The sequence below is a fragment of the Arthrobacter sp. UYEF21 genome (assembly GCF_040546085.1).
GTDB lineage: Bacteria > Actinomycetota > Actinomycetes > Actinomycetales > Micrococcaceae > Arthrobacter.
On sequence record NZ_JBEPNF010000004.1, the window covers coordinates 22,185 to 41,141 of the forward strand.

The window sequence follows — 18,957 nt, forward strand, 5'->3', positions numbered from 1 at the left end:
TCAGGCCGCAAGGCGGCCTTCTCCATCAGTCTGAGCAGCCAGGTACTTGTCCGGGTTGTTCAGCACAACAATTGTGGGGGTCCGGTGTTCGGGCCAGTGGCGGTGGCCGGCGGGGACATGGTCCACACCACCGGCATTCCACGGATGGCAGCGTACGAGGCGGCGGGCCGCAAGCCAGCTGCCCTTCACTGCCCCATGGACAGTGATTGCTTCCAAGGCGTACGCCGAGCAGGAAGGAAAGAAGCGGCAAACCTGGCCATACAAGGGGGAAATCACCTTGCGGTAGGCCATGAGCAGCAGAATAAGAATGTTTCTGGGCAGGTTCCAGAGGAAGGTGCCCACGACGGCAGCACCGGACTGTAGGTAGTGGACGACGGCGGCAGGCGAGTTACGCACGCTGTGTCCCTTCCTGTGTTGTACCGGTTGAACCGTTTACAGCAGCCCGCGGAAGGCGGCTGCCCAACCGGTTCAAGGTCGTTTCCAGTGCGGCGTTGTAGTCTGCCAGCAGTTGATCCCAACTGGCGGTTGCCGACGCAGGCAGGGCCCGGACCACTATGGCGAACCCGCTACCGTACTCGCGAAGCGAGGCAGTAGCGGCTTCCCTCAGTCTTCTCTTAACGAGGTTCCTGACCACAGCGTTCCCGACGCCTTTGGAAACGATGAACCCGATCCGGCTGGGTTCGTCGGCAGCAATAGCTGCCGCATATAACACTACGTTCCGGCGCCCATTGCGGACACCGGAACGTACAGTTGTTGCAAAATCAGTTGCAGTTCTCACGCGGTTACGGGTGGCCAGCACCTTAAACTCGCAAAGAAATGTAAACCGACGAGTCAGTTATCTAGGCCGACAGTTCGGTGCGGCCCTTGCCACGACGGGCTGCCAGGATGGCACGGCCGGCACGGGTACGCATACGAAGGCGGAAGCCGTGCTTCTTGGCTCGACGGCGGTTATTCGGCTGAAAAGTCCGCTTGCTCACGTTAGTTACTCCAGTGGATCAAAGGTGCGCCCACCCGATCAGTAAAGGGAAGAACTGGCCGACGCTAAGTTTTGTATATGCACGCCTCCCCCAGCCGCTCAAACGCAGTGCGTAGGAGAGATTCAGATGGGGGCAGAAAGCGCACACAAAGGACTTCACAACATTAGGGCAAATTGCGCCCCCGAGTCAAGCCGGAGGGCGTCTCGTTGCCTGCCAGCGGCTGTGCTTAACCTGCCTCCGCAGCCTGTGGATGAAGTGGCTCACAGGGTCCGTTTTGAACCACAACGATGTAATTATCCACAAGCTACTTCCCAGCTATCTTCTGGCCTTTTGATCCCCTAGAGTGGCTCAGTAGCCGATTATCCACGGACTGTGTATAACTCTGTGGATGAAGCTGGTCCAGCATCCTGGTTCCGGACTTGTGGCTGCACGTAATGCAGACACGCAAGTTTTGAGGAACTGATTGATGACAGTAGACGAAGCCAACCACGCCAATACTGTCGGAAGTTCCTGGCGACGCGTGGTGACCCTCCTCGAGCAGGACGACCGCGTCTCGCCGCGGCAACGGGGGTTTGTCATCCTGGCCCAGGCCCAGGGCCTAATCGGATCCACCCTCTTGGTCGCCGTTCCCAACGAACTGACCCGCGAAGTCCTGCAGACCCAAGTCAAGGACGCCCTGGACGATGCCCTGCACAACGTCTTCTCGGAGGACATCCGGTGCGCCATCGACGTGGACACCGATCTGGTCCCCATCCACAAAGAGCCCGAACCCGTCGTCGAACCGTCCTATTCGGCAGACCAGCTGATCGAACAGAAGCCCCAGCCCATGCTGCCGAGCACCTCGCATGAGTTCGGCCGGCTGAATCCCAAGTACGTCTTCGATACGTTCGTGATCGGTTCGTCCAACCGTTTTGCCCACGCCGCCGCAGTGGCCGTGGCCGAAGCCCCAGCCAAGGCGTACAACCCCCTGTTCATTTACGGTGATTCAGGCCTTGGCAAGACGCACCTGCTGCACGCTATCGGCCACTATGCCCGCCGCCTGTACAGCGGGATCCGGGTCCGCTACGTGAATTCTGAAGAGTTCACCAACGACTTCATCAACTCCATCCGCGACGACGAAGGCGCCAGCTTCAAGACCACGTACCGCAATGTGGATGTGCTGCTGATCGATGACATCCAGTTCCTCGCCGGCAAGGACCGAACGCTGGAGGAGTTCTTCCACACATTCAATTCACTGCACAACAACAACAAGCAAGTGGTCATCACCTCTGACCTGCCGCCCAAACAGTTGGCGGGCTTTGAAGACCGGATGAAGTCCCGCTTTGAATGGGGCCTCCTCACGGACATCCAGCCGCCCGAACTGGAGACGCGCATTGCCATTCTGCGCAAAAAGGCGCTCAGCGAAGGCCTCTCCGCACCGGACGATGCTTTGGAATACATCGCCTCCAAGATCTCCAGCAACATCCGCGAACTTGAGGGTGCGCTGATCCGGGTCACGGCGTTCGCCAGCCTGAACCGACAGCCAGTGGACGTTGCCCTGGCCGAGATGGTCCTGAAAGACCTCATTACCGATGACGGCGCCCAGGAAATCACGTCGAGCCAGATCCTGATCCAGACGGCTGATTACTTCAAACTCACCATGGAGGAACTCTGCAGCAAGTCCCGGACCCGGACCCTGGTCACCGCCCGCCAGATCGCCATGTATCTCTGCCGGGAACTGACGGACATGTCGCTGCCCAAGATTGGCCAGGAACTCGGCGGACGGGACCACACCACAGTGATCCACGCCGACCGCAAAATCCGGGAGCTGATGGCTGAGCGGCGTGTGATTTACAACCAGGTTACCGAGCTCACCAACCGCATCAAGCAGCAACAGCGCGACTCTTGACCCCTCGCCTCTGTACCTTATTAACAGGTGCATGTGGATAACCCTGTGGATACTTAAGGGGACAACTCCGCTTAATAGGCTTAAAACCCTTAAGGCGCCTGTGGATCAGCGAAATCCCAAAAGTTGTTATCCCCATCCACAGCCTGTTTAAAACCTGTGTCGCCCACAATCGATGAACAGGGCTTAACCGCTGGATCCTGCGGCCGGATCGAGTTATCCACAGTTTCCACAGGGGTTATTAACACTACTAATCCCAAGAAATTGATTTCCCTCAAATAACAATCTCGATCCGCACTCCGACCGGGCCGGGACCAAAGGGCCCCACAGGCCTTGGCGGGATCGCCGGGGATGCGTTAATCACCGGTCTTCCGGCTAAGCTGTCAGCAGCGCTCCCATCCTTGGGTTTCTTTGTAGTTCCGTACTCGACGAACCATGCAGGTTCCGTGGTTGGGGCGCGACTACTTTTGGGCTCCCGCTGGGAGTCCCCGGTTCAGACATGGCAGCAGCAATGAAAGGCGGCACCCTTCCGTGAAGTTCAGAGTCGAACGGGATGTCCTGGCAGAAGCCGTCACCTGGACAGCCCGGTCGCTGTCTCCGCGGCCTCCGGTTCCAGTGCTGTCCGGCCTGCTCCTAAAGGCTGAAGCCGGCACGGTGAGCCTCTCGAGTTTTGACTACGAGACGTCCGCACGGCTGGAAATCCCTGCGGACATCAGCACTGAAGGCACCATCCTGGTTTCCGGCCGGCTCCTCGCTGACATTTGCCGTAGCCTTCCCTCCGCGCCGGTGGAAGTGGAAACAGACGGCAATAAAGTCACCCTGACCTGCCGCCGCAGCAGCTTCCACTTGGCCACCATGCCCGAGGCAGAGTACCCGCCGCTGCCAGCATTGCCCGCCATCAGCGGGACTGTCCCGGGAGACGCGTTCGCCCAGGCTGTGTCGCAGGTGATCATTGCGGCCAGTAAGGATGACACTCTTCCTATCCTCACCGGGGTTCGTATGGAGATCGAGGACGATCTCATCACGCTCCTGGCAACGGACCGCTACCGCCTGGCCATGCGGGAAGTGCCGTGGAAGCCGGCCACCCCGGGAATTTCCACCAGCGCGCTGGTCAAGGCAAAGACCCTCAACGAAGTCGCGAAGACCCTCGGCAACAGCGGCGACATTAACCTCGCCCTGGCTGATGACGACAGCCGCCTGATCGGTTTTGAAAGCGGCGGCCGCACCACCACCTCTCTGCTGGTAGACGGCGACTACCCCAAAATCCGGTCGCTGTTCCCGGACTCCACACCCATCCATGCGACGGTGCAGACCCAGGAGCTGGTGGAGGCGGTCCGCCGTGTATCCCTCGTGGCCGAACGGAACACCCCGGTACGGCTGGCCTTTACCGCTGGCCTGCTGCACCTGGACGCCGGCACCGGCGAGGACGCCCAGGCCTCCGAAGAACTCGAAGCCCAGCTGTCCGGTGACGACATCACCGTGGCGTTCAACCCGCACTACCTGGTGGAGGGACTCGCCGTCATCGAGACCAAGTACGTCCGGTTCTCCTTCACCACGGCACCGAAGCCCGCCATGATCACGGCCCAGGTGGACGCCGATGGTGAGGACCAGGACGACTACCGTTACCTGGTCATGCCCGTCCGCCTCCCCAACTAGGTAGCAGATAACGTCGTAAGTGCTCAAAACGACGCTTAGTGCTACCTAGTTGGGATGATTTCCGTTAACCAGCCAACCCGCGCAGAAAAGAGACTCACGTGCATATCGGACTGATCGGCCTTGGCAAAATGGGTTTCAACATGCGCGAACGGCTGCGCAAGCGTGGCATCGACGTCACTGGTTTTGACCGCAACCCCGATGTCACCGACGTCGCCTCCGTGGACGAGCTCATCGCGGCAGTTCCGGCTCCGCGGCTCATCTGGGTGATGGTCCCGTCCGGCGCAATTACCGATGCAGTGATTACCGAGCTCGGAAACAAGCTCAACGCCGGTGACCTCGTGATCGACGGCGGCAACTCCCGCTTTACTGAGGACCAGAAACATGGTGCCGCGCTGGCGGAAAAGGGTATCCAGTTCGCCGACTGCGGTGTGTCCGGCGGTGTGTGGGGACTCCAGAACGGGTACGGCCTCATGGCCGGAGGCGATACCGCCGATATTGAGCGTGCCCTGCCGGTTTTCGATGCCCTCCGTCCTGAGGGGGAACGAGCGGACAGCTTCGTCCACGTGGGCGGCGTCGGCGCAGGCCACTACGCCAAAATGGTGCACAACGGTATTGAATACGGCCTGATGCAGGCCTATGCCGAAGGCTACGAACTCCTCGCGGCCAAAGACATCGTTGATGACCTGCCCGGCACGTTCCGCGCCTGGCAAAAGGGCACGGTGGTCCGGTCCTGGCTGCTTGATCTGATGGTCAAGGCACTGGAAGAGGATCCGGGACTGGCCTCCATCGATGATTATGTGGAGGATTCAGGTGAGGGCCGCTGGACCGTTGAAGAGGCGATCGCCAATGCCGTGCCGGCACCGGCCATCACGGCCGCACTCTTTGCCCGCTTTTCGTCCCGTGAAGATAACTCGCCCGCCATGAAGATGGTTTCCGCCCTGCGCCACCAGTTCGGCGGACATGCCACCCGTCCCGCCAAGTAGCATCCACCCCTCAACCCGCGGGGTTCCGAGAATTCTGAAGACCGAGTGTACCTAGAACACCTTTCGCTGACCGATTTCCGCAGCTACGCCCAGGTTGACCTTGCCCTCGGGCCGGGTGTGACGGTTCTGGTAGGATCCAACGGAATCGGCAAGACGAACCTGATGGAGGCCATCGGTTACCTGGCTACGCTCAGTTCGCACCGGGTCAGTTCCGACGGTCCGCTGCTGAGGTTCGGTACGGAACGTTCGCTGGTCCGGGCCCGTGTGGTCCGCGGCGGGCAGACCACGGTGCTGGAACTCGAAATCAACGCCGGCCGGGCCAACCGCGGCCGGATTAACCGCAGCAATCCGGTCCCTGCCAGGGATCTGCTGGGAATCTGCCAGACAGTGCTGTTCGCGCCCGAGGACCTGGCGCTGGTCAAGGGGGATCCGTCAAGCCGCCGCCGGTTCCTCGACGAGCTGCTGGTCAGCCTGATTCCGCGGCATTCGGCCACCCGCACCGATTACGACCGGGTCCTCAAACAGCGCAATGCGCTGCTCAAATCCGCCCGCACCGGAAAATTCACTGCCGGCCATGAAGCCACGCTCGATGTCTGGGACATGCACATGGCCCGGGCCGGCGCCGAGCTGCTGTATGCCAGGCTGGAACTCGTGGAACGGCTTCGCCCTCACCTGGCCAAGGCGTATGCCCAGCTCACCGACGGTTCCAAGGAAGCCGGCGCCGTGTACCGGTCCACACTCCAGAACCTAATGGACGACGACGGCTCGGCCCCGGATGCCGGCGGCGGTTCCGCGGTGGCCGGGTCCGCCGGAGCCGACGATCTCCGTTTCCTCACCGTCGAGGAACTCACCCACCGCTATGTCCAGGCCTTCGCAGCGTCGCGCCGAAAGGAACTGGAACGGGGAATTTCTTTGGTGGGACCGCACCGGGACGAGCTGGCACTGATCCTCGGCGAAGCGCCCGCAAAGGGGTATGCCTCGCACGGCGAAACGTGGTCGATGTGCCTCTCATTGCGGCTTGCCTCGTACTACGTCATGCTGGACGACGCCCGGACCGGCGGGTCTGCTCCGATCCTCATCCTCGACGACGTTTTTGCCGAGCTCGATGTCCAGCGACGGCGTAAACTGGCGGCAATAGTCTCCGGCGCGGAGCAGGTCCTGGTGACAGCCGCCGTCGACGCCGACATCCCGGACGAGCTCTCCGGCCGGCGGGTGAAGGTTATCCCGGGAGGTATCGATGAATAAGGATGAAAAGGGCGGGCTGCAGCCCGGCCGGGATCCTGACAACATCGACGCGCCCCAGGCGGCACTGAACAGGATGCGCGAGGCCGCTGCGTCCCGCGGCGAAATCCGCCGTAAGGCACTTCCTTCCGGCGGGGCCGCGAAAGCCAAACGCGGCGTCAGGGACACCCGGGGCTTCAGTCAGTTCCATTCGACTGGCCGGGATCCCCTTGGACTTGGCAAAGTCGTGGGACGCCTCGTGGCCGAACGCGGGTGGACCTCGCCGGTGGCGGTGGGTTCCGTCATGGCGGAGTGGGCCACCCTGGTGGGTCCGGAAATCTCGGCGCATTGCACACCTGAGAGTTTTACCGACACCACCCTGCACGTCCGCTGTGATTCGACCGCCTGGGCCACGCAGCTGCGGCTGCTGAGCATCAGCCTCCTGGAGAAATTCCGCACCGAACTGGGCGACGGAGTGGTCACCAGCATCCAGGTGCTCGGACCATCGGCACCGAGTTGGCGCAAGGGCGGCCGTACCGTCAACGGCCGGGGGCCGCGCGATACGTACGGTTAGCCGCCGTCGTCGGCTCTTGAATATTGGCCGGACGGCGTGTAGGGCGGTCTAACGCCCTTGGGGCGTATAGGAACCCGGAGGTGGGACCGCGAGGGCGGCCAAGGCGGGATCAACGGCCTCACGCAGGCATTTTGGGACTCCGCGTCCCCTCTGGAATGCGGGAATAGCAGCCATTTCACGGTAGAATTGCAACAGATAACTGGGCGCCGGTGAAACGTTGACTGAGTCCGTTTTCCGCGCGCTCAACGCAGCCGGATCTCGTTCTGCAGGTCGACCTACTCGTCAGTGCCATCACCTTGTGCCTGTTGGCGGCCGCTTTTCCTTGGGAAAGTTACCGCCGGCCATCATCGAAAAAGAGGAGTCGACAGCACCTGTGGCTAACGACAATACAGATACCCAGGCAGTGGAACGCGCAGTGGAGGGCGTGCCTACGCCCGATACGCCGGCGGAGGCCGTGGCACCGCGGGAGTATGGCGCAAGCGATATTACAGTACTTGAAGGCCTTGAGGCAGTCCGGAAACGTCCGGGCATGTACATCGGTTCCACCGGACCGCGCGGCCTGCACCACCTGGTCTATGAAGTGGTGGACAACTCCGTTGACGAGGCCCTGGCAGGCTACTGCACGCACATCGAAGTTGTCTTGCAGGCGGACGGCGGCGTGAAAGTTGTTGATGATGGCCGCGGAATCCCCGTGGATATGCACCCCACCGAGCACAAGCCCACCGTTGAGGTGGTGATGACGATCCTGCACGCCGGCGGCAAGTTCGGCGGCGGTGGTTATGCCGTTTCCGGCGGCCTCCACGGTGTGGGTATTTCCGTGGTTAACGCCCTCTCCAGCCGGGTGGACACCGCGGTCCGGCGCCAGGGTAACGCCTGGCGGATGTCCTTCGCCGACGGCGGCAAGCCCCAGGGAGGCCTGGTCAAGGGTGAAGAAACCACCGAGACCGGCACCACCCAGACGTTCTACCCTGACGCCAGCATCTTCGATTCCATCGATTTCGATTTTGAGACGCTTCGGGCCCGCTTCCAGCAGATGGCCTTCCTGAACAAGGGCCTCCGCATCACCCTCACGGACGAGCGCCCCGTTGCGGTGAAGTCGGAGTCCGACGACGACCTCGACCTTGATGGTGTTGTCACCGAAGGCGAAGTCGCCGCAGATCACCGCACCGTGGTGTATCAATACGACGACGGCCTCCTGGACTACGTGAAGCACCTGAACTCGGGCAAAAAGGTTGATGTTGTGCACGAGGACGTCATTGCCTTTGAAACCGAGGATAAGGACCGCAAAATTGCCTTGGAAATGGCGATGCAGTGGACCAGCGCGTACTCCGAAAGCGTCCACACCTACGCCAACACCATCAACACCCATGAGGGCGGCACCCACGAAGAGGGCTTCCGGGCCGCGATGACATCGCTCATCAACCGCTACGCGCGGGAGAAGAGCATCATCAAGGAAAAGGATGACAACCTCACCGGTGATGACATCCGTGAAGGCCTCACGGCAGTCATCTCGGTCAAGCTCGCAGAGCCGCAGTTCGAAGGCCAGACCAAGACCAAGCTTGGCAACTCCGAGGTCAAGGGTTTTGTCCAGCGCGTTGTGACTGACGGTCTTGGCGACTGGCTGGAACGCAACCCCGGCCCGGCCCGCGACGTTATCCGCAAGGCCATCTCGGCGGCCCAGGCCCGCATGGCCGCCCGCAAGGCCCGCGATAACGCCCGCCGCAAGAGCCCGCTGGAGTCCTTCGGCATGCCGGGTAAGCTCTCCGACTGCTCCTCGAAGGACCCCGCGCGCTGCGAGGTCTATATTGTGGAGGGCGACTCCGCCGGTGGTTCGGCCAAGCGCGGACGCAACCCCGAAACCCAGGCCATCCTGCCCCTCCGCGGCAAGATCCTGAACGTGGAACGGGCCCGGCTGGACAAGGCACTGGGCAACGCCGAGGTCCAGTCCATGATCACGGCGTTCGGCACCGGCATCGGCGAGGATTTCGACCTGAGCAAGCTCCGGTACCACAAGATCGTGCTGATGGCCGATGCCGACGTTGACGGCCAGCACATCACCACCCTCCTGATGACGCTCCTGTTCCGCTACATGCGTCCGCTCATCGAAAACGGCTACGTCTACCTGGCACAGCCGCCGCTGTACCGGATCAAGTGGTCCAATGCGCCGCACGACTACGTCTTCAGTGACAAGCAGCGGGATGCGAAGCTCCTTGCCGGCCAGGCTGCCGGCCGCCGCATCCCGAAGGACAACGGTATCCAGCGCTACAAGGGCCTGGGCGAGATGGACTACACCGAACTGTGGGACACCACCATGGACCCGGACCACCGCACCCTCCTGCAGGTCACCATGGACGATGCCCTGGCAGCGGACCAGACCTTCGCCACCCTGATGGGTGAAGACGTGGAGTCCCGCCGAAACTTCATCCAGCAGAACGCCAAGGACGTCAGGTTCCTGGATATCTAGCCGGCCTCACCGACTGATATTCCATAACCGACATATACCTGAAACGGAAAATATAAACGATGAGTGACGAGACACCCGAGAACCCGGCGGATTCCGCCGATCTTCCGGAAACCGTACTTGAAGGCGATGTGTTGATCGACCGCGTTGAGCAGGTGGACCTGCAGACCGAAATGCAGCGTTCCTACCTCGACTACGCCATGGCCGTAATTGTGGGCCGCGCCCTTCCCGACGTGCGCGACGGCCTCAAACCCGTGCACCGCCGCGTGATTTATGCGATGTTCGACGGCGGCTACCGCCCGGAGCGTTCGTTCAACAAATGCGCACGTGTGGTGGGCGAAGTCATGGGCCAGTACCATCCCCATGGCGACACCGCGATTTACGACGCCTTGGTGCGCCTGATCCAGGACTGGACCATGCGCTACCCCCTGGCGCTGGGACAGGGCAACTTCGGTTCGCCAGGCAATGACGGTGCAGCCGCCCCGCGGTACACCGAAACCAAAATGGCGCAGCTGGCCATGGAGATGGTCCGGGACATCGACGAGGAAACGGTCGACTTCCAGGACAACTACGACGGAAAGAACCAGGAACCCACCATCCTGCCGGCGCGGTTCCCCAACCTGCTGGTCAACGGTTCCTCCGGCATCGCAGTGGGCATGGCAACCAACATCCCGCCACACAACCTCCGCGAAGTAGCCGACGGTGTCCAGTGGTACCTGGCCAACCCGACGGCCACCCGCGAGGAACTTCTCGAAGAGCTGATGGTGCGCGTCAAGGGACCCGATTTCCCCACCGGCGCAACCATTCTTGGTCGGAAGGGCATCGAGGACGCCTACCGGACCGGCCGTGGTTCCGTCACGATGCGCGCGGTAGTCAATGTGGAGGAACTCCAGGGACGCACCTGCCTGGTGGTCACCGAACTGCCGTACCAGGCCAACCCGGACAACCTGGCCATCAAGATCGCTGAACTGGTCAAGGACGGCAAGATCTCCGGCATCGCGGACCTCCGCGACGAAACCTCCGGCCGCACCGGCCAGCGCCTGGTGATCGTCCTCAAGCGCGACGCCGTGGCCAAGGTGGTGCTGAACAACCTTTACAAGCACACCGAGCTGCAGAGCAACTTCTCCGCCAACATGCTGGCCATTGTGGACGGCGTTCCGCGGACCCTGAGCCTGGACGCGTTCATCCGTCACTGGGTCATCCACCAGATGGATGTCATTGCGCGCCGGACGCGGTACCGCCTGCGCAAGGCCGAAGAGGAAGCCCACATCCTGCGGGCACTACTCAAGGCACTGGACATGCTGGACGAAGTGATCGCCCTTATCCGGGCATCCAACACCACCGAGGCTGCGCGCGACGGCCTGATGCAGCTGCTCGACATCGATGAGCTGCAGGCCCGGGCCATCCTGGACATGCAGCTGCGCAGGCTGGCTGCCCTGGAACGTCAGAAGATCCAGGACCGGCATGCCGAACTGGAGTCTGCGATCGCGGAGTACAACTCGATCCTGGCCTCGGAGACGCGCCAGCGCGAGATCATCAGTACAGAGCTGGCGGAAATCGTGGCCAAGCATGGTGATGACCGCCGCACGAAGATCCTCATGGGCTTCGACGGCGACATGTCCATCGAGGACCTGATCCCCGAGGAGGAAATGGTTGTCACCATTACCCGCGGCGGCTACGTCAAGCGCACCCGCAGCGACAACTACCGTTCGCAGCAGCGCGGCGGCAAGGGCATCAAGGGTGCCCAGCTTCGCGGCGACGACGTGGTGGAGCACTTCTTTGTCACCACCACCCACCACTGGCTCCTCTTCTTCACCAACCTTGGCCGCGTCTACCGTGCCAAGGCTTATGAGCTGGTGGAGGCCGGGCGTGACGCCAAGGGCCAGCATGTGGCCAACCTGCTGGCCTTCCAGCCGGACGAACACATCGCCCAGGTGCTGGACCTCAAGGACTACCAGCAGTCGCCGTATCTGGTGCTGGCCACCAAACGTGGCCTAGTCAAAAAGACCCGGCTGGAGGACTACGACACCAACCGCTCCGCCGGTGTCATAGCGATCAACCTGCGCGACGAGGACGAATTGGTTTCGGCCCAGCTCGTGTCGGAATCAGATGATCTGATGCTCGTCTCACGCATGGGCCAGTCCATCCGCTTTACCGCCACCGACGACGCACTGCGCCCCATGGGCAGGGCCACCTCCGGTGTCACCGGAATGAAGTTCCGTGAGGATGATGAGCTGTTGGCCGCCGACGTGGTCACGGACGGCTCGTTTGTCTTCATCGTCACCGAGGGTGGCTACGCCAAACGGACTGCGGTGGAGGAATACCGCCTGCAGGGCCGCGGCGGCCTCGGCATCAAGGTGGGCAAATACCAGGAGGAACGCGGCCATCTCGTCGGTGCCCTGATTGTCCAGGAAGAGGACGAGGTCCTGGTGGTCATGGAGGGCGGCAAGGTGGTCCGTTCATCCGTGGCCGGTGTGCCTGCCAAGGGCCGGGACACCATGGGTGTCATCTTCGCAAAACCGGACAAAAACGACCGCATCATCGAAGTGGCCCGGAACAGCGAACGCGGTCTCGAGGGCGAAGAGTCCGAGGATGATGACGTAACGTTGACCGAAGAGGCCGGGTCCCCGGAGGGATCCGCAGGGTCAGCAACAAAACCAGACACATCGCCGGCTGTTGAGTCAGAGGACGCCTCCGGCGACGCTGAGCCGAACGAAGACTACACCGGAGGTAACGAGTGAGTAATCCCGACTCATATCCCAAGCCGAGCAGCACTGTACCCGGCGAAACGCCGCAGCCCGCGGCCGCACCCCGGGTGAACGCGCCCATCCGTCCGCAGCAGCGGCCGGCAGCCCCGGCCGGAGCGCCGGGACAGCGCGCAGCGCAGGGACAACCCGGCCAGCGGCCCGTGCAAGGCCAGCCAGGGCAACGTCCCGTACAGGGCCAACGTCCTGCGGCCCCCGGTCAGCGCCCAGCCGCTGCGGGCCAGCGTCCCGTTCAGGGCCAGCCCAACCTCGTCAAGCCCGCGCCCAAGGCCAAGGTCAGGCGTGCCCGGCTGTTGGTCAGCAAAGTGGATGCCTGGTCGGTCCTGAAGATGGCATTCCTCCTGTCCGTGGCGCTGGGAATCGTCACGGTGGTGGCCTCCATCGTGCTCTGGACCGTGCTGGACCTCACCGGAATCTTTGACCAGGTGGACAGTCTCCTGGGCACCCTGGCAGGTTCCGAGGGCGGCGGCTTCGAGCTCAAGAAGGTCGCGTCCCTGGGCCAGGTGGCCTCGTTCGCCACCATCATCGCCGTTGTCAACGTGGTCCTGCTGACGGCCCTTTCCATGCTTTCGGCAGTATTGTACAACATCTCAGCTACCCTCGTGGGCGGCATTGGTGTGACCCTGACGGACGACTAAATCCCAGATTTTTCACCGGAATTTCGCGGTGAAATGCCTCGATTTGAGATCGGGCCGGGATGTGCTGTACAGTCATATCTCGGCCCGATGAGGCATCGGGGCGTATAGCTCAGGCGGTTAGAGCGCTTCGCTGATAACGAAGAGGTCCCAGGTTCAAGTCCTGGTACGCCCACGGAACCTGTGCAGGTTCACGGATGGTTCGGTTTGCTTTGGCAGGCTGAGCCGGGAACGGGGTGCATGTGAAGAAGTTGCTGGTACTTGCAGCTGCGATCGCAGGCGTCCTGCTCTACAGGAAAGCACAGGAATCCGAGGCCCGGAAAACAGTCTGGAGCCAGTCGACCGATCAGGTCGAATAGGCCGGATCCCGGACAGGAAGCTGTCAAAAGGCTTCACGGTTCTAGGGTATGATTGACGGGTTGCTTCTTATGGGGGCATGGCGCAATTGGTAGCGCACCTGCTTTGCAAGCAGGGGGTTCGGGGTTCGAGTCCCCGTGCCTCCACCATAAGAAAGTCCCGGACAGCGGAAACGCTGTCCGGGACTTTTCGTTGTGCCGAACAATAGGGTGAAACAGTGAACCTCCTTCTCGCAGCACTCGGAGTGCTGGGCGTGGCCTCATCCGGGCCACTGATCGCAGCCACCCTCGGAGCCACCACCGTCAGTGCCCTCGCCATTGCCTTCTGGCGCAACGCCATCGCGGCCGTGGTGATGGCCACCCCCACCCTGGTCCGCGAACCGCGGCAGTTCGGCCGCATCACCGCACCAGAATTCCGCTGGTCCCTGTTGGCCGCCGTCGCGCTGGCCCTTCACTTCGCCTGCTTCATCACCTCCCTGCAACTGACCTCCGTCGCCGCCGCCACCGCGTTGGTGTGCCTGCAGTCGGCGTGGATCGCGGTCTTCCAGCTCTTCCGCGGGACCAGGCACCGGTGGCAGGTGCTGGCAGGACTGGGCATCGCCTTTGTCGGCGTGGTTACCATCACCGGGTTCGACATGGCCTCCTCGCCTGAGGCCTTTCTGGGCGATGTCCTGGCTATGGCCGGAGGTGCATTGGCCGGCCTCTACACCCTGGCTGGCGGCAAGGCCCGCCAGACCATGACCACCGGAACCTACACCACACTCTGCTACGGGATGTGCGCGGCGCTGGTGGCGGTGCTGGCGCTGTTCAGCGGCCAGCCACTGGCAGGGTTCGACGCCGTTGGCTGGGTGGGGATCGTGGCCATCACCGTATGTGCCCAACTGGTGGGCCACACCGCTTTTAATCACCTGCTGGCCACCATGAGCCCGCTGCTGGTGTCCATGATCATCCTGCTGGAAATCCCCGGCGCGGCTCTGCTGGCAGCGGTATTCCTCAACGAAACGCTTCCAGCCGGCACCTACTCCGGTCTGGGGCTCATCCTCGCCGGACTTGCCGTTGTGGTGATGGGACAGCGCTTCCGCGCGGGCCGCCGTCGGGGCAACGGATCAGTCGATGGCAACCAAACCGAGGAACCGCCGTCGGACCATCTCGCCGAACTGGGCACGGACTGAGGGCGCCCCCTCTCTGGCGGCAGGGCGCAGCCTATTGTCCGCCGCGGCGGACAGGCTGGGCGGTATTGACCGTGTGGATCGCACGCAGGAGTTTGGCCGGGAAGTACACCGAGAAAAAGACCACCATCGGTGCCTTGAGGGCCATCTTCTTGACGTTGTGCGCTTTGTAGGTACGGTCGAAGCGGGTCACGTAGTAGCGGTAGTCCCGCGGTGAGTCTTCCAGCCGGCGGGCGGACATGCCGGAGACCATCTGAGGCCAGTACTGGACCTTGAGTTCGTGGTCGGCGAGGTGCAGGGAGAGGTCGATGTCCTCGTGCATCTCGTCCTTCTCATCACGGCAGGTTTCATCCCGGATGGTTTCCCAGGCGGTGGCACGCAGTGCCATGTTGGAACCGAAGAGGAAATGGTACTGGTGCTTGGCGAGCTTGAGCATCAGTTGGCGCATTTTATCGTCAGCCTTGAGGCCGAAGCGGCGCATGGGCATGTCGTAATAGACCACCGGACCCGTTGCCGCCTGTACTGACGGGTCCTGGAATGCCTGCTGGACCTGCTCCACCCAATCCGGCTCCACCACGGAGTCGGCGTCGATGCGGCCCAGAACGTCGCCGGTGGCGTGGTTGAGTCCGAAATTGCGGGTAGGAATCAGTCCTTGGTCCTGGTCCTGGCTGAGCAGAATGACGGGGCTCTCCGGATACTCAAGTTGCATCTGCGCCACGATGGCGGCGGTTCGGTCCGTGGAGAGGTTGTCTACCACGATGATTTCGTGGGCCGGCACTGATTGGTAGACGGCAGCGATGAGACACTGCCGGATAACACTTTCCTCGTTATAAGCCGGGATCACAATGGACACGCGCGGCAGCTGCGCTGCGTCGTTCAAGGCATCCCCAGAGGATTTATCGGCTGACATCAGTCCAAATTTAGCACCGATCGGGGTCCTGCCCAGCGGTGACAGGGCTTGGGCCCGGACAAACACTGGGAAAACACTGAAGGGGCCCCGCGCCAGGCGGAGCCCCTTCAGTGGACGGCGCGACTGCGCCGGAATGATCAGTTGGTGTTCTTGTCCGCGGAACCGTTCATGTTGGACGCGATGTTCTTCATGGCCGTTTTGGCGTCCGTGGAAGCCTTGGCCTCCGCGACCGCCGACTCGTCGGCCAGGTGCTTGGCCTTATCGGCAGCATCACCCGAGCTGCCCTTGGCATCCCCGGCAACGTCCTCTGCCTCGTCAGCAACAGCGTCTGCCTTGTCAGCAACAATGTCAGAGGCCGAGGCAGTGGCGGCTGCAGCCTTGCTGGCGGCGTCCTCTGCAGTGTCCTTGGCGTCGTTCACCGTCGTGGCAGGCACCGGAGCCGGAGTGGGCGTGACCGGAGACGGCGTCTTCCAGGGATCTTCCACGGGCTTGGACGCCTTCCAAGCGGCAACGCCTGCGGCCACAGCGGCCGCGATGATGCCGAACACCAGCCAGCCACGCTTCTTCGGTTTCTGGGGCTCCGCGATCTGGATGCCTACGGCCTTACCCGCTCCATGCGCGGCGGCCCGGAGCTGGGTGCCAGCCGACTGAGCCTGCTCCTGAAGGGAATGCACTACACCGGAATCGGTGAGCCGTTTGGCAACGGCGTCCACATGCGTGGGAGCACTTTCCAGCGTGCGGTGTACAGCCTCCGAGGCGTGGCCGATCTGGTCCGAGAGGCGCGGCAGGTACTCCACCACCACGCGGTCACGAGCGTTCATGATGACGGGGGTGGCCCTGTCCACGGCCTCATGCAGCCGCGGTGTGGTCACTTCAACGGCGTCGTGGATTTTCGGGGCAAGCTGCGCGAGGCCGTCCTGGATGCGAGGTGTCACTGTTGCGACGCCACCGGCCAGGTTGTGGGCTGCAGTCTTTAGCCCTTCCTGGATCCTGGGGGATGCCGTGTCCAGGCCGTGCTGCAGGCGGGGAACTGCCCAATCCACTGCTGCTTCCACGCGGGGGGATGCCCAGTCCTTTGCATACTCAACTGCGTTGTTGACTGACTGTTCAAGGTCACGGGCAATACGATCCGATTTCTTCACAACTACCTCCCGATTAATGTGACGGTTCTGGTGTTAGCCTACGTGGATTGACCTGCACCGGCTATTCTTCCAGCGGATTTACGGCTGATTTCACCCAGCGCGGAACTCCAGGTCCTTCCGCTTTCCGCGTTGACCCGCCGTGGAAGAATGGGCGGTATGACTGCCATCGCAACTGCAAAAGCAACCATCCACACCAGCCTCGGCGACATCGTCGTCAACCTCTTCGGCAACCACGCGCCCAAGACGGTCAAGAACTTCGTTGGCCTCGCCACCGGCGAGCAGGCCTGGACCCACCCCGAGACGGGCGAGGACAAGACGGGCACGCCGCTGTACGACGGCACCATCTTCCACCGCATCATCAAGGACTTCATGGTCCAGGCCGGCGATCCGCTGGGCCGCGGCGTGGGCGGACCGGGCTACAAGTTCGACGACGAGATCCACCCTGAGCTCAGCTTCAACGCCCCCTACAAGCTGGCCATGGCCAATGCCGGCATCCAGATGGGCAAGGGCACCAACGGATCACAGTTCTTCATCACCACCATTCCCACCGACTGGCTGCAGGGCAAGCACAGCATCTTCGGCGAGGTGGCCGACGACGAATCCAAGAAGGTCGTCGACGCCATCGAAGGCGTTCGTACCGGCATGGGCGACCGCCCGGTGGAGGATGTCACCATCAACAGCATCGACATCGAGCAGCTCTAACCCCATCGCATGAGCTACGGAATTCCGGCGGCTGAGCCGTCCGCGCAGGTTCCGGTGTGCCCAAGGCACCCGGACAGGCCCTCTTACGTGCGCTGCCAGCGCTGCGGGCGCCCTGCCTGCCCGGACTGCCAGCGGGCGGCCGCCGTCGGATTCCAGTGCGTTGATTGCGTCAACGAAATAAAACGGACGACGCCGGCCGTCAAGAGCGCCTACGGCGGCGCTGTGGCTACCGGCAAACCACTGGTGACGTTCGGCATCATTGGGGTTTGCGTGGTGCTGTATGTCCTGCAGTGGCTGGTTCCGAACGAGTGGATCTACCAGAACCTGGCGTTCGCCAACGTCTTTGCTGCGCCCGAATTCGGCCAGTTCGAACCCTGGCGCATGCTGACGGCCGCGTTCCTGCACTCCCAGGGGTTCATCCTCCACATTGTGCTGAACATGTACATGCTGTGGATTTTCGGACAGGCACTCGAACCGCTCATGGGACGGATCCGCTTCCTCGCCTTGTATCTGATCTCGGCATTCGGCGGTTCAGTCGGTTACCTGGCGCTCACTCCCGGCTACGAACCGGGCGTTCCCCTTACCGGTGTTGTGGGTGCCTCCGGTGCCATCTTCGGTCTCTTCGGGGCTATGCTCCTGGTGCAGCGGCACCGCGGCGGAGATACCCGCCAGCTGTGGATCCTGATCGCCATCAACGGCGTGATTGGTTTTGTGGTCCCCCAGATCGCTTGGCAGGCCCACCTCGGGGGCCTGATCGCCGGTGGCCTGTGCGCTGCCGTTATTGCCTACACGCCCCGCGGTCCGCGCCAGGGACTGATCCAGGCTGCCGGGCTCGCCGCCGTGTTGGTCCTCCTCGTTGCCGTGAGCTGGGTCAAGGTCACCTCAGGCTAGGTCACGCCAGGCTAGGTCCCCTCTGGGTAGACCGCCCACTCGTTAGCGTGCACTTGCTGCCGCGACCCTCCATACTTCAGACCCCGGCGTCCCCAGCGGACGCCGGGGTCTTTTGCGCTCTTGCGAGCTGCACTGCAAGCCGGGCCCATGACTGCTGCCTCGTCTCGCCATGCCGTGCCTGAGGCCCCTGGCCCTCCCGGCGCCTCGGCCCTCTGCGGAGCCTTGGCCACTATTGCAGTCAGCGGGTGAAGGACTCTTACGGTCCTCCCACTGGTATTGAGCTCCAGAGTTATACACAAGGGTTATCCACACTGTTGGTAACTTACACACGTGTAGTTCAGGTGCCGGTCAGGTCTCAACTCCCGGAAGCCAGCTATTTTCCAGGATTTTCCGCCTGTACTATCCACAAGTATGGAAAACCTCTGGGGACGAGCCTGTGGTTATGTGGAGAAACCGGCCCGTTTCGGCTAGTCCTGTGGACAACTTGCCCATTTTTGGCTTCCCAGCCCGGTTATAAGCCATTTAACCGGCGGGTATCAACAGGGTTATTCACAATGTTAATAACTTACGGACTTGTAGTTAGGTGTCCTTTTCTCCCGCGTGGGGCCCATGAGGGCTTCCCTCCCGCCA

Annotated in this window: 17 protein-coding genes and 2 tRNA genes; 14 read left to right on the forward strand and 5 right to left on the reverse strand. The window is 62.2% G+C overall.

Features of this window, described 5'->3' with window-relative positions; all coding sequences use genetic code 11:
- From yidD to rpmH, 3 genes are read right to left on the reverse strand one after another with little or no spacing between them, the layout of a single operon-like run.
- Complete coding sequence (gene yidD / locus ABIB27_RS06075; protein WP_354217271.1) at positions 1–396, reverse strand: membrane protein insertion efficiency factor YidD; 396 nt, start codon at positions 394–396, stop codon at positions 1–3.
- On the reverse strand, positions 389–799 hold the full coding sequence (gene rnpA, locus ABIB27_RS06080; protein ID WP_354217272.1) for a ribonuclease P protein component: 411 nt from the start codon (positions 797–799) through the stop codon (positions 389–391). The genes yidD and rnpA overlap by 8 nt, the downstream gene beginning before the upstream one ends.
- Before the next feature lie 40 nt (positions 800–839).
- Positions 840–977: a 50S ribosomal protein L34 gene (gene rpmH, locus ABIB27_RS06085; RefSeq protein WP_003800212.1), complete on the reverse strand. Its 138-nt coding sequence runs from the start codon at positions 975–977 to the stop codon at positions 840–842.
- A gap of 466 nt (positions 978–1,443) precedes the next feature.
- On the opposite strand from rpmH, the gene dnaA reads away from it, so the two are divergent.
- The 12 genes from dnaA to ABIB27_RS06145 all read left to right on the forward strand — a co-directional run bounded on the left by dnaA (position 1,444) and on the right by ABIB27_RS06145 (position 14,685).
- Positions 1,444–2,865 (forward strand): chromosomal replication initiator protein DnaA, encoded by a 1,422-nt coding sequence (dnaA, locus tag ABIB27_RS06090; protein ID WP_354217273.1) that lies wholly within the window; start codon positions 1,444–1,446, stop codon positions 2,863–2,865.
- A gap of 528 nt (positions 2,866–3,393) precedes the next feature.
- Positions 3,394–4,518, forward strand: coding sequence for a DNA polymerase III subunit beta (dnaN, locus tag ABIB27_RS06095; protein WP_354217274.1), 1,125 nt, complete (start codon positions 3,394–3,396; stop codon positions 4,516–4,518).
- Positions 4,519–4,616: 98 nt separating this feature from the next.
- The gene (gnd, locus tag ABIB27_RS06100) at positions 4,617–5,501 is read left to right on the forward strand and encodes a phosphogluconate dehydrogenase (NAD(+)-dependent, decarboxylating) (protein WP_354217275.1); all 885 of its coding nucleotides are present in this window, start codon (positions 4,617–4,619) and stop codon (positions 5,499–5,501) included.
- A 45-nt stretch (positions 5,502–5,546) separates the two neighbouring features.
- On the forward strand, positions 5,547–6,746 hold the full coding sequence (recF, locus tag ABIB27_RS06105; protein WP_354217276.1) for a DNA replication/repair protein RecF: 1,200 nt from the start codon (positions 5,547–5,549) through the stop codon (positions 6,744–6,746).
- Positions 6,739–7,296: a DciA family protein gene (locus tag ABIB27_RS06110; RefSeq protein WP_354217277.1), complete on the forward strand. Its 558-nt coding sequence runs from the start codon at positions 6,739–6,741 to the stop codon at positions 7,294–7,296. Before recF ends, ABIB27_RS06110 begins: the two co-directional genes overlap by 8 nt.
- 373 nt (positions 7,297–7,669) lie before the next feature.
- Complete coding sequence (gyrB, locus tag ABIB27_RS06115; protein WP_354217278.1) at positions 7,670–9,760, forward strand: DNA topoisomerase (ATP-hydrolyzing) subunit B; 2,091 nt, start codon at positions 7,670–7,672, stop codon at positions 9,758–9,760.
- A 59-nt stretch (positions 9,761–9,819) separates the two neighbouring features.
- The gene (gene gyrA, locus ABIB27_RS06120) at positions 9,820–12,498 is read left to right on the forward strand and encodes a DNA gyrase subunit A (RefSeq protein WP_354217280.1); all 2,679 of its coding nucleotides are present in this window, start codon (positions 9,820–9,822) and stop codon (positions 12,496–12,498) included.
- Complete coding sequence (locus tag ABIB27_RS06125) at positions 12,495–13,160, forward strand: DUF3566 domain-containing protein (protein WP_354217281.1); 666 nt, start codon at positions 12,495–12,497, stop codon at positions 13,158–13,160. The genes gyrA and ABIB27_RS06125 overlap by 4 nt, the downstream gene beginning before the upstream one ends.
- Positions 13,161–13,258: 98 nt before the next feature.
- Positions 13,259–13,332: transfer RNA gene (locus tag ABIB27_RS06130), tRNA-Ile, on the forward strand.
- 67 nt (positions 13,333–13,399) lie between these two features.
- Positions 13,400–13,516, forward strand: a complete 117-nt coding sequence (locus ABIB27_RS06135) for a DLW-39 family protein (protein WP_354217282.1) — start codon at positions 13,400–13,402, stop codon at positions 13,514–13,516.
- 71 nt (positions 13,517–13,587) lie between these two features.
- Positions 13,588–13,663: transfer RNA gene (locus ABIB27_RS06140), tRNA-Ala, on the forward strand.
- A 68-nt stretch (positions 13,664–13,731) separates the two neighbouring features.
- Positions 13,732–14,685, forward strand: coding sequence for a DMT family transporter (locus tag ABIB27_RS06145; protein ID WP_354217284.1), 954 nt, complete (start codon positions 13,732–13,734; stop codon positions 14,683–14,685).
- 31 nt (positions 14,686–14,716) lie between these two features.
- On the opposite strand, the gene ABIB27_RS06150 is transcribed toward ABIB27_RS06145, so the two are convergent.
- Positions 14,717–15,592 carry a glycosyltransferase family 2 protein gene (locus ABIB27_RS06150; protein WP_354217285.1) on the reverse strand — a complete coding sequence of 292 codons (876 nt, stop codon included), beginning with the start codon at positions 15,590–15,592 and terminating at the stop codon, positions 14,717–14,719.
- A gap of 137 nt (positions 15,593–15,729) precedes the next feature.
- Positions 15,730–16,734: a hypothetical protein gene (locus tag ABIB27_RS06155; RefSeq protein ID WP_354217286.1), complete on the reverse strand. Its 1,005-nt coding sequence runs from the start codon at positions 16,732–16,734 to the stop codon at positions 15,730–15,732.
- Positions 16,735–16,890: 156 nt separating this feature from the next.
- Between ABIB27_RS06155 and ABIB27_RS06160 the strand changes: the two genes are divergently transcribed.
- A complete protein-coding gene (locus tag ABIB27_RS06160) occupies positions 16,891–17,436 on the forward strand; it encodes a peptidylprolyl isomerase (RefSeq protein ID WP_354217287.1) in 546 nt (181 codons plus the stop codon).
- A gap of 9 nt (positions 17,437–17,445) precedes the next feature.
- Positions 17,446–18,327, forward strand: a complete 882-nt coding sequence (locus tag ABIB27_RS06165) for a rhomboid family intramembrane serine protease (protein ID WP_354217288.1) — start codon at positions 17,446–17,448, stop codon at positions 18,325–18,327.
- Positions 18,328–18,957 lie beyond the last annotated feature (630 nt).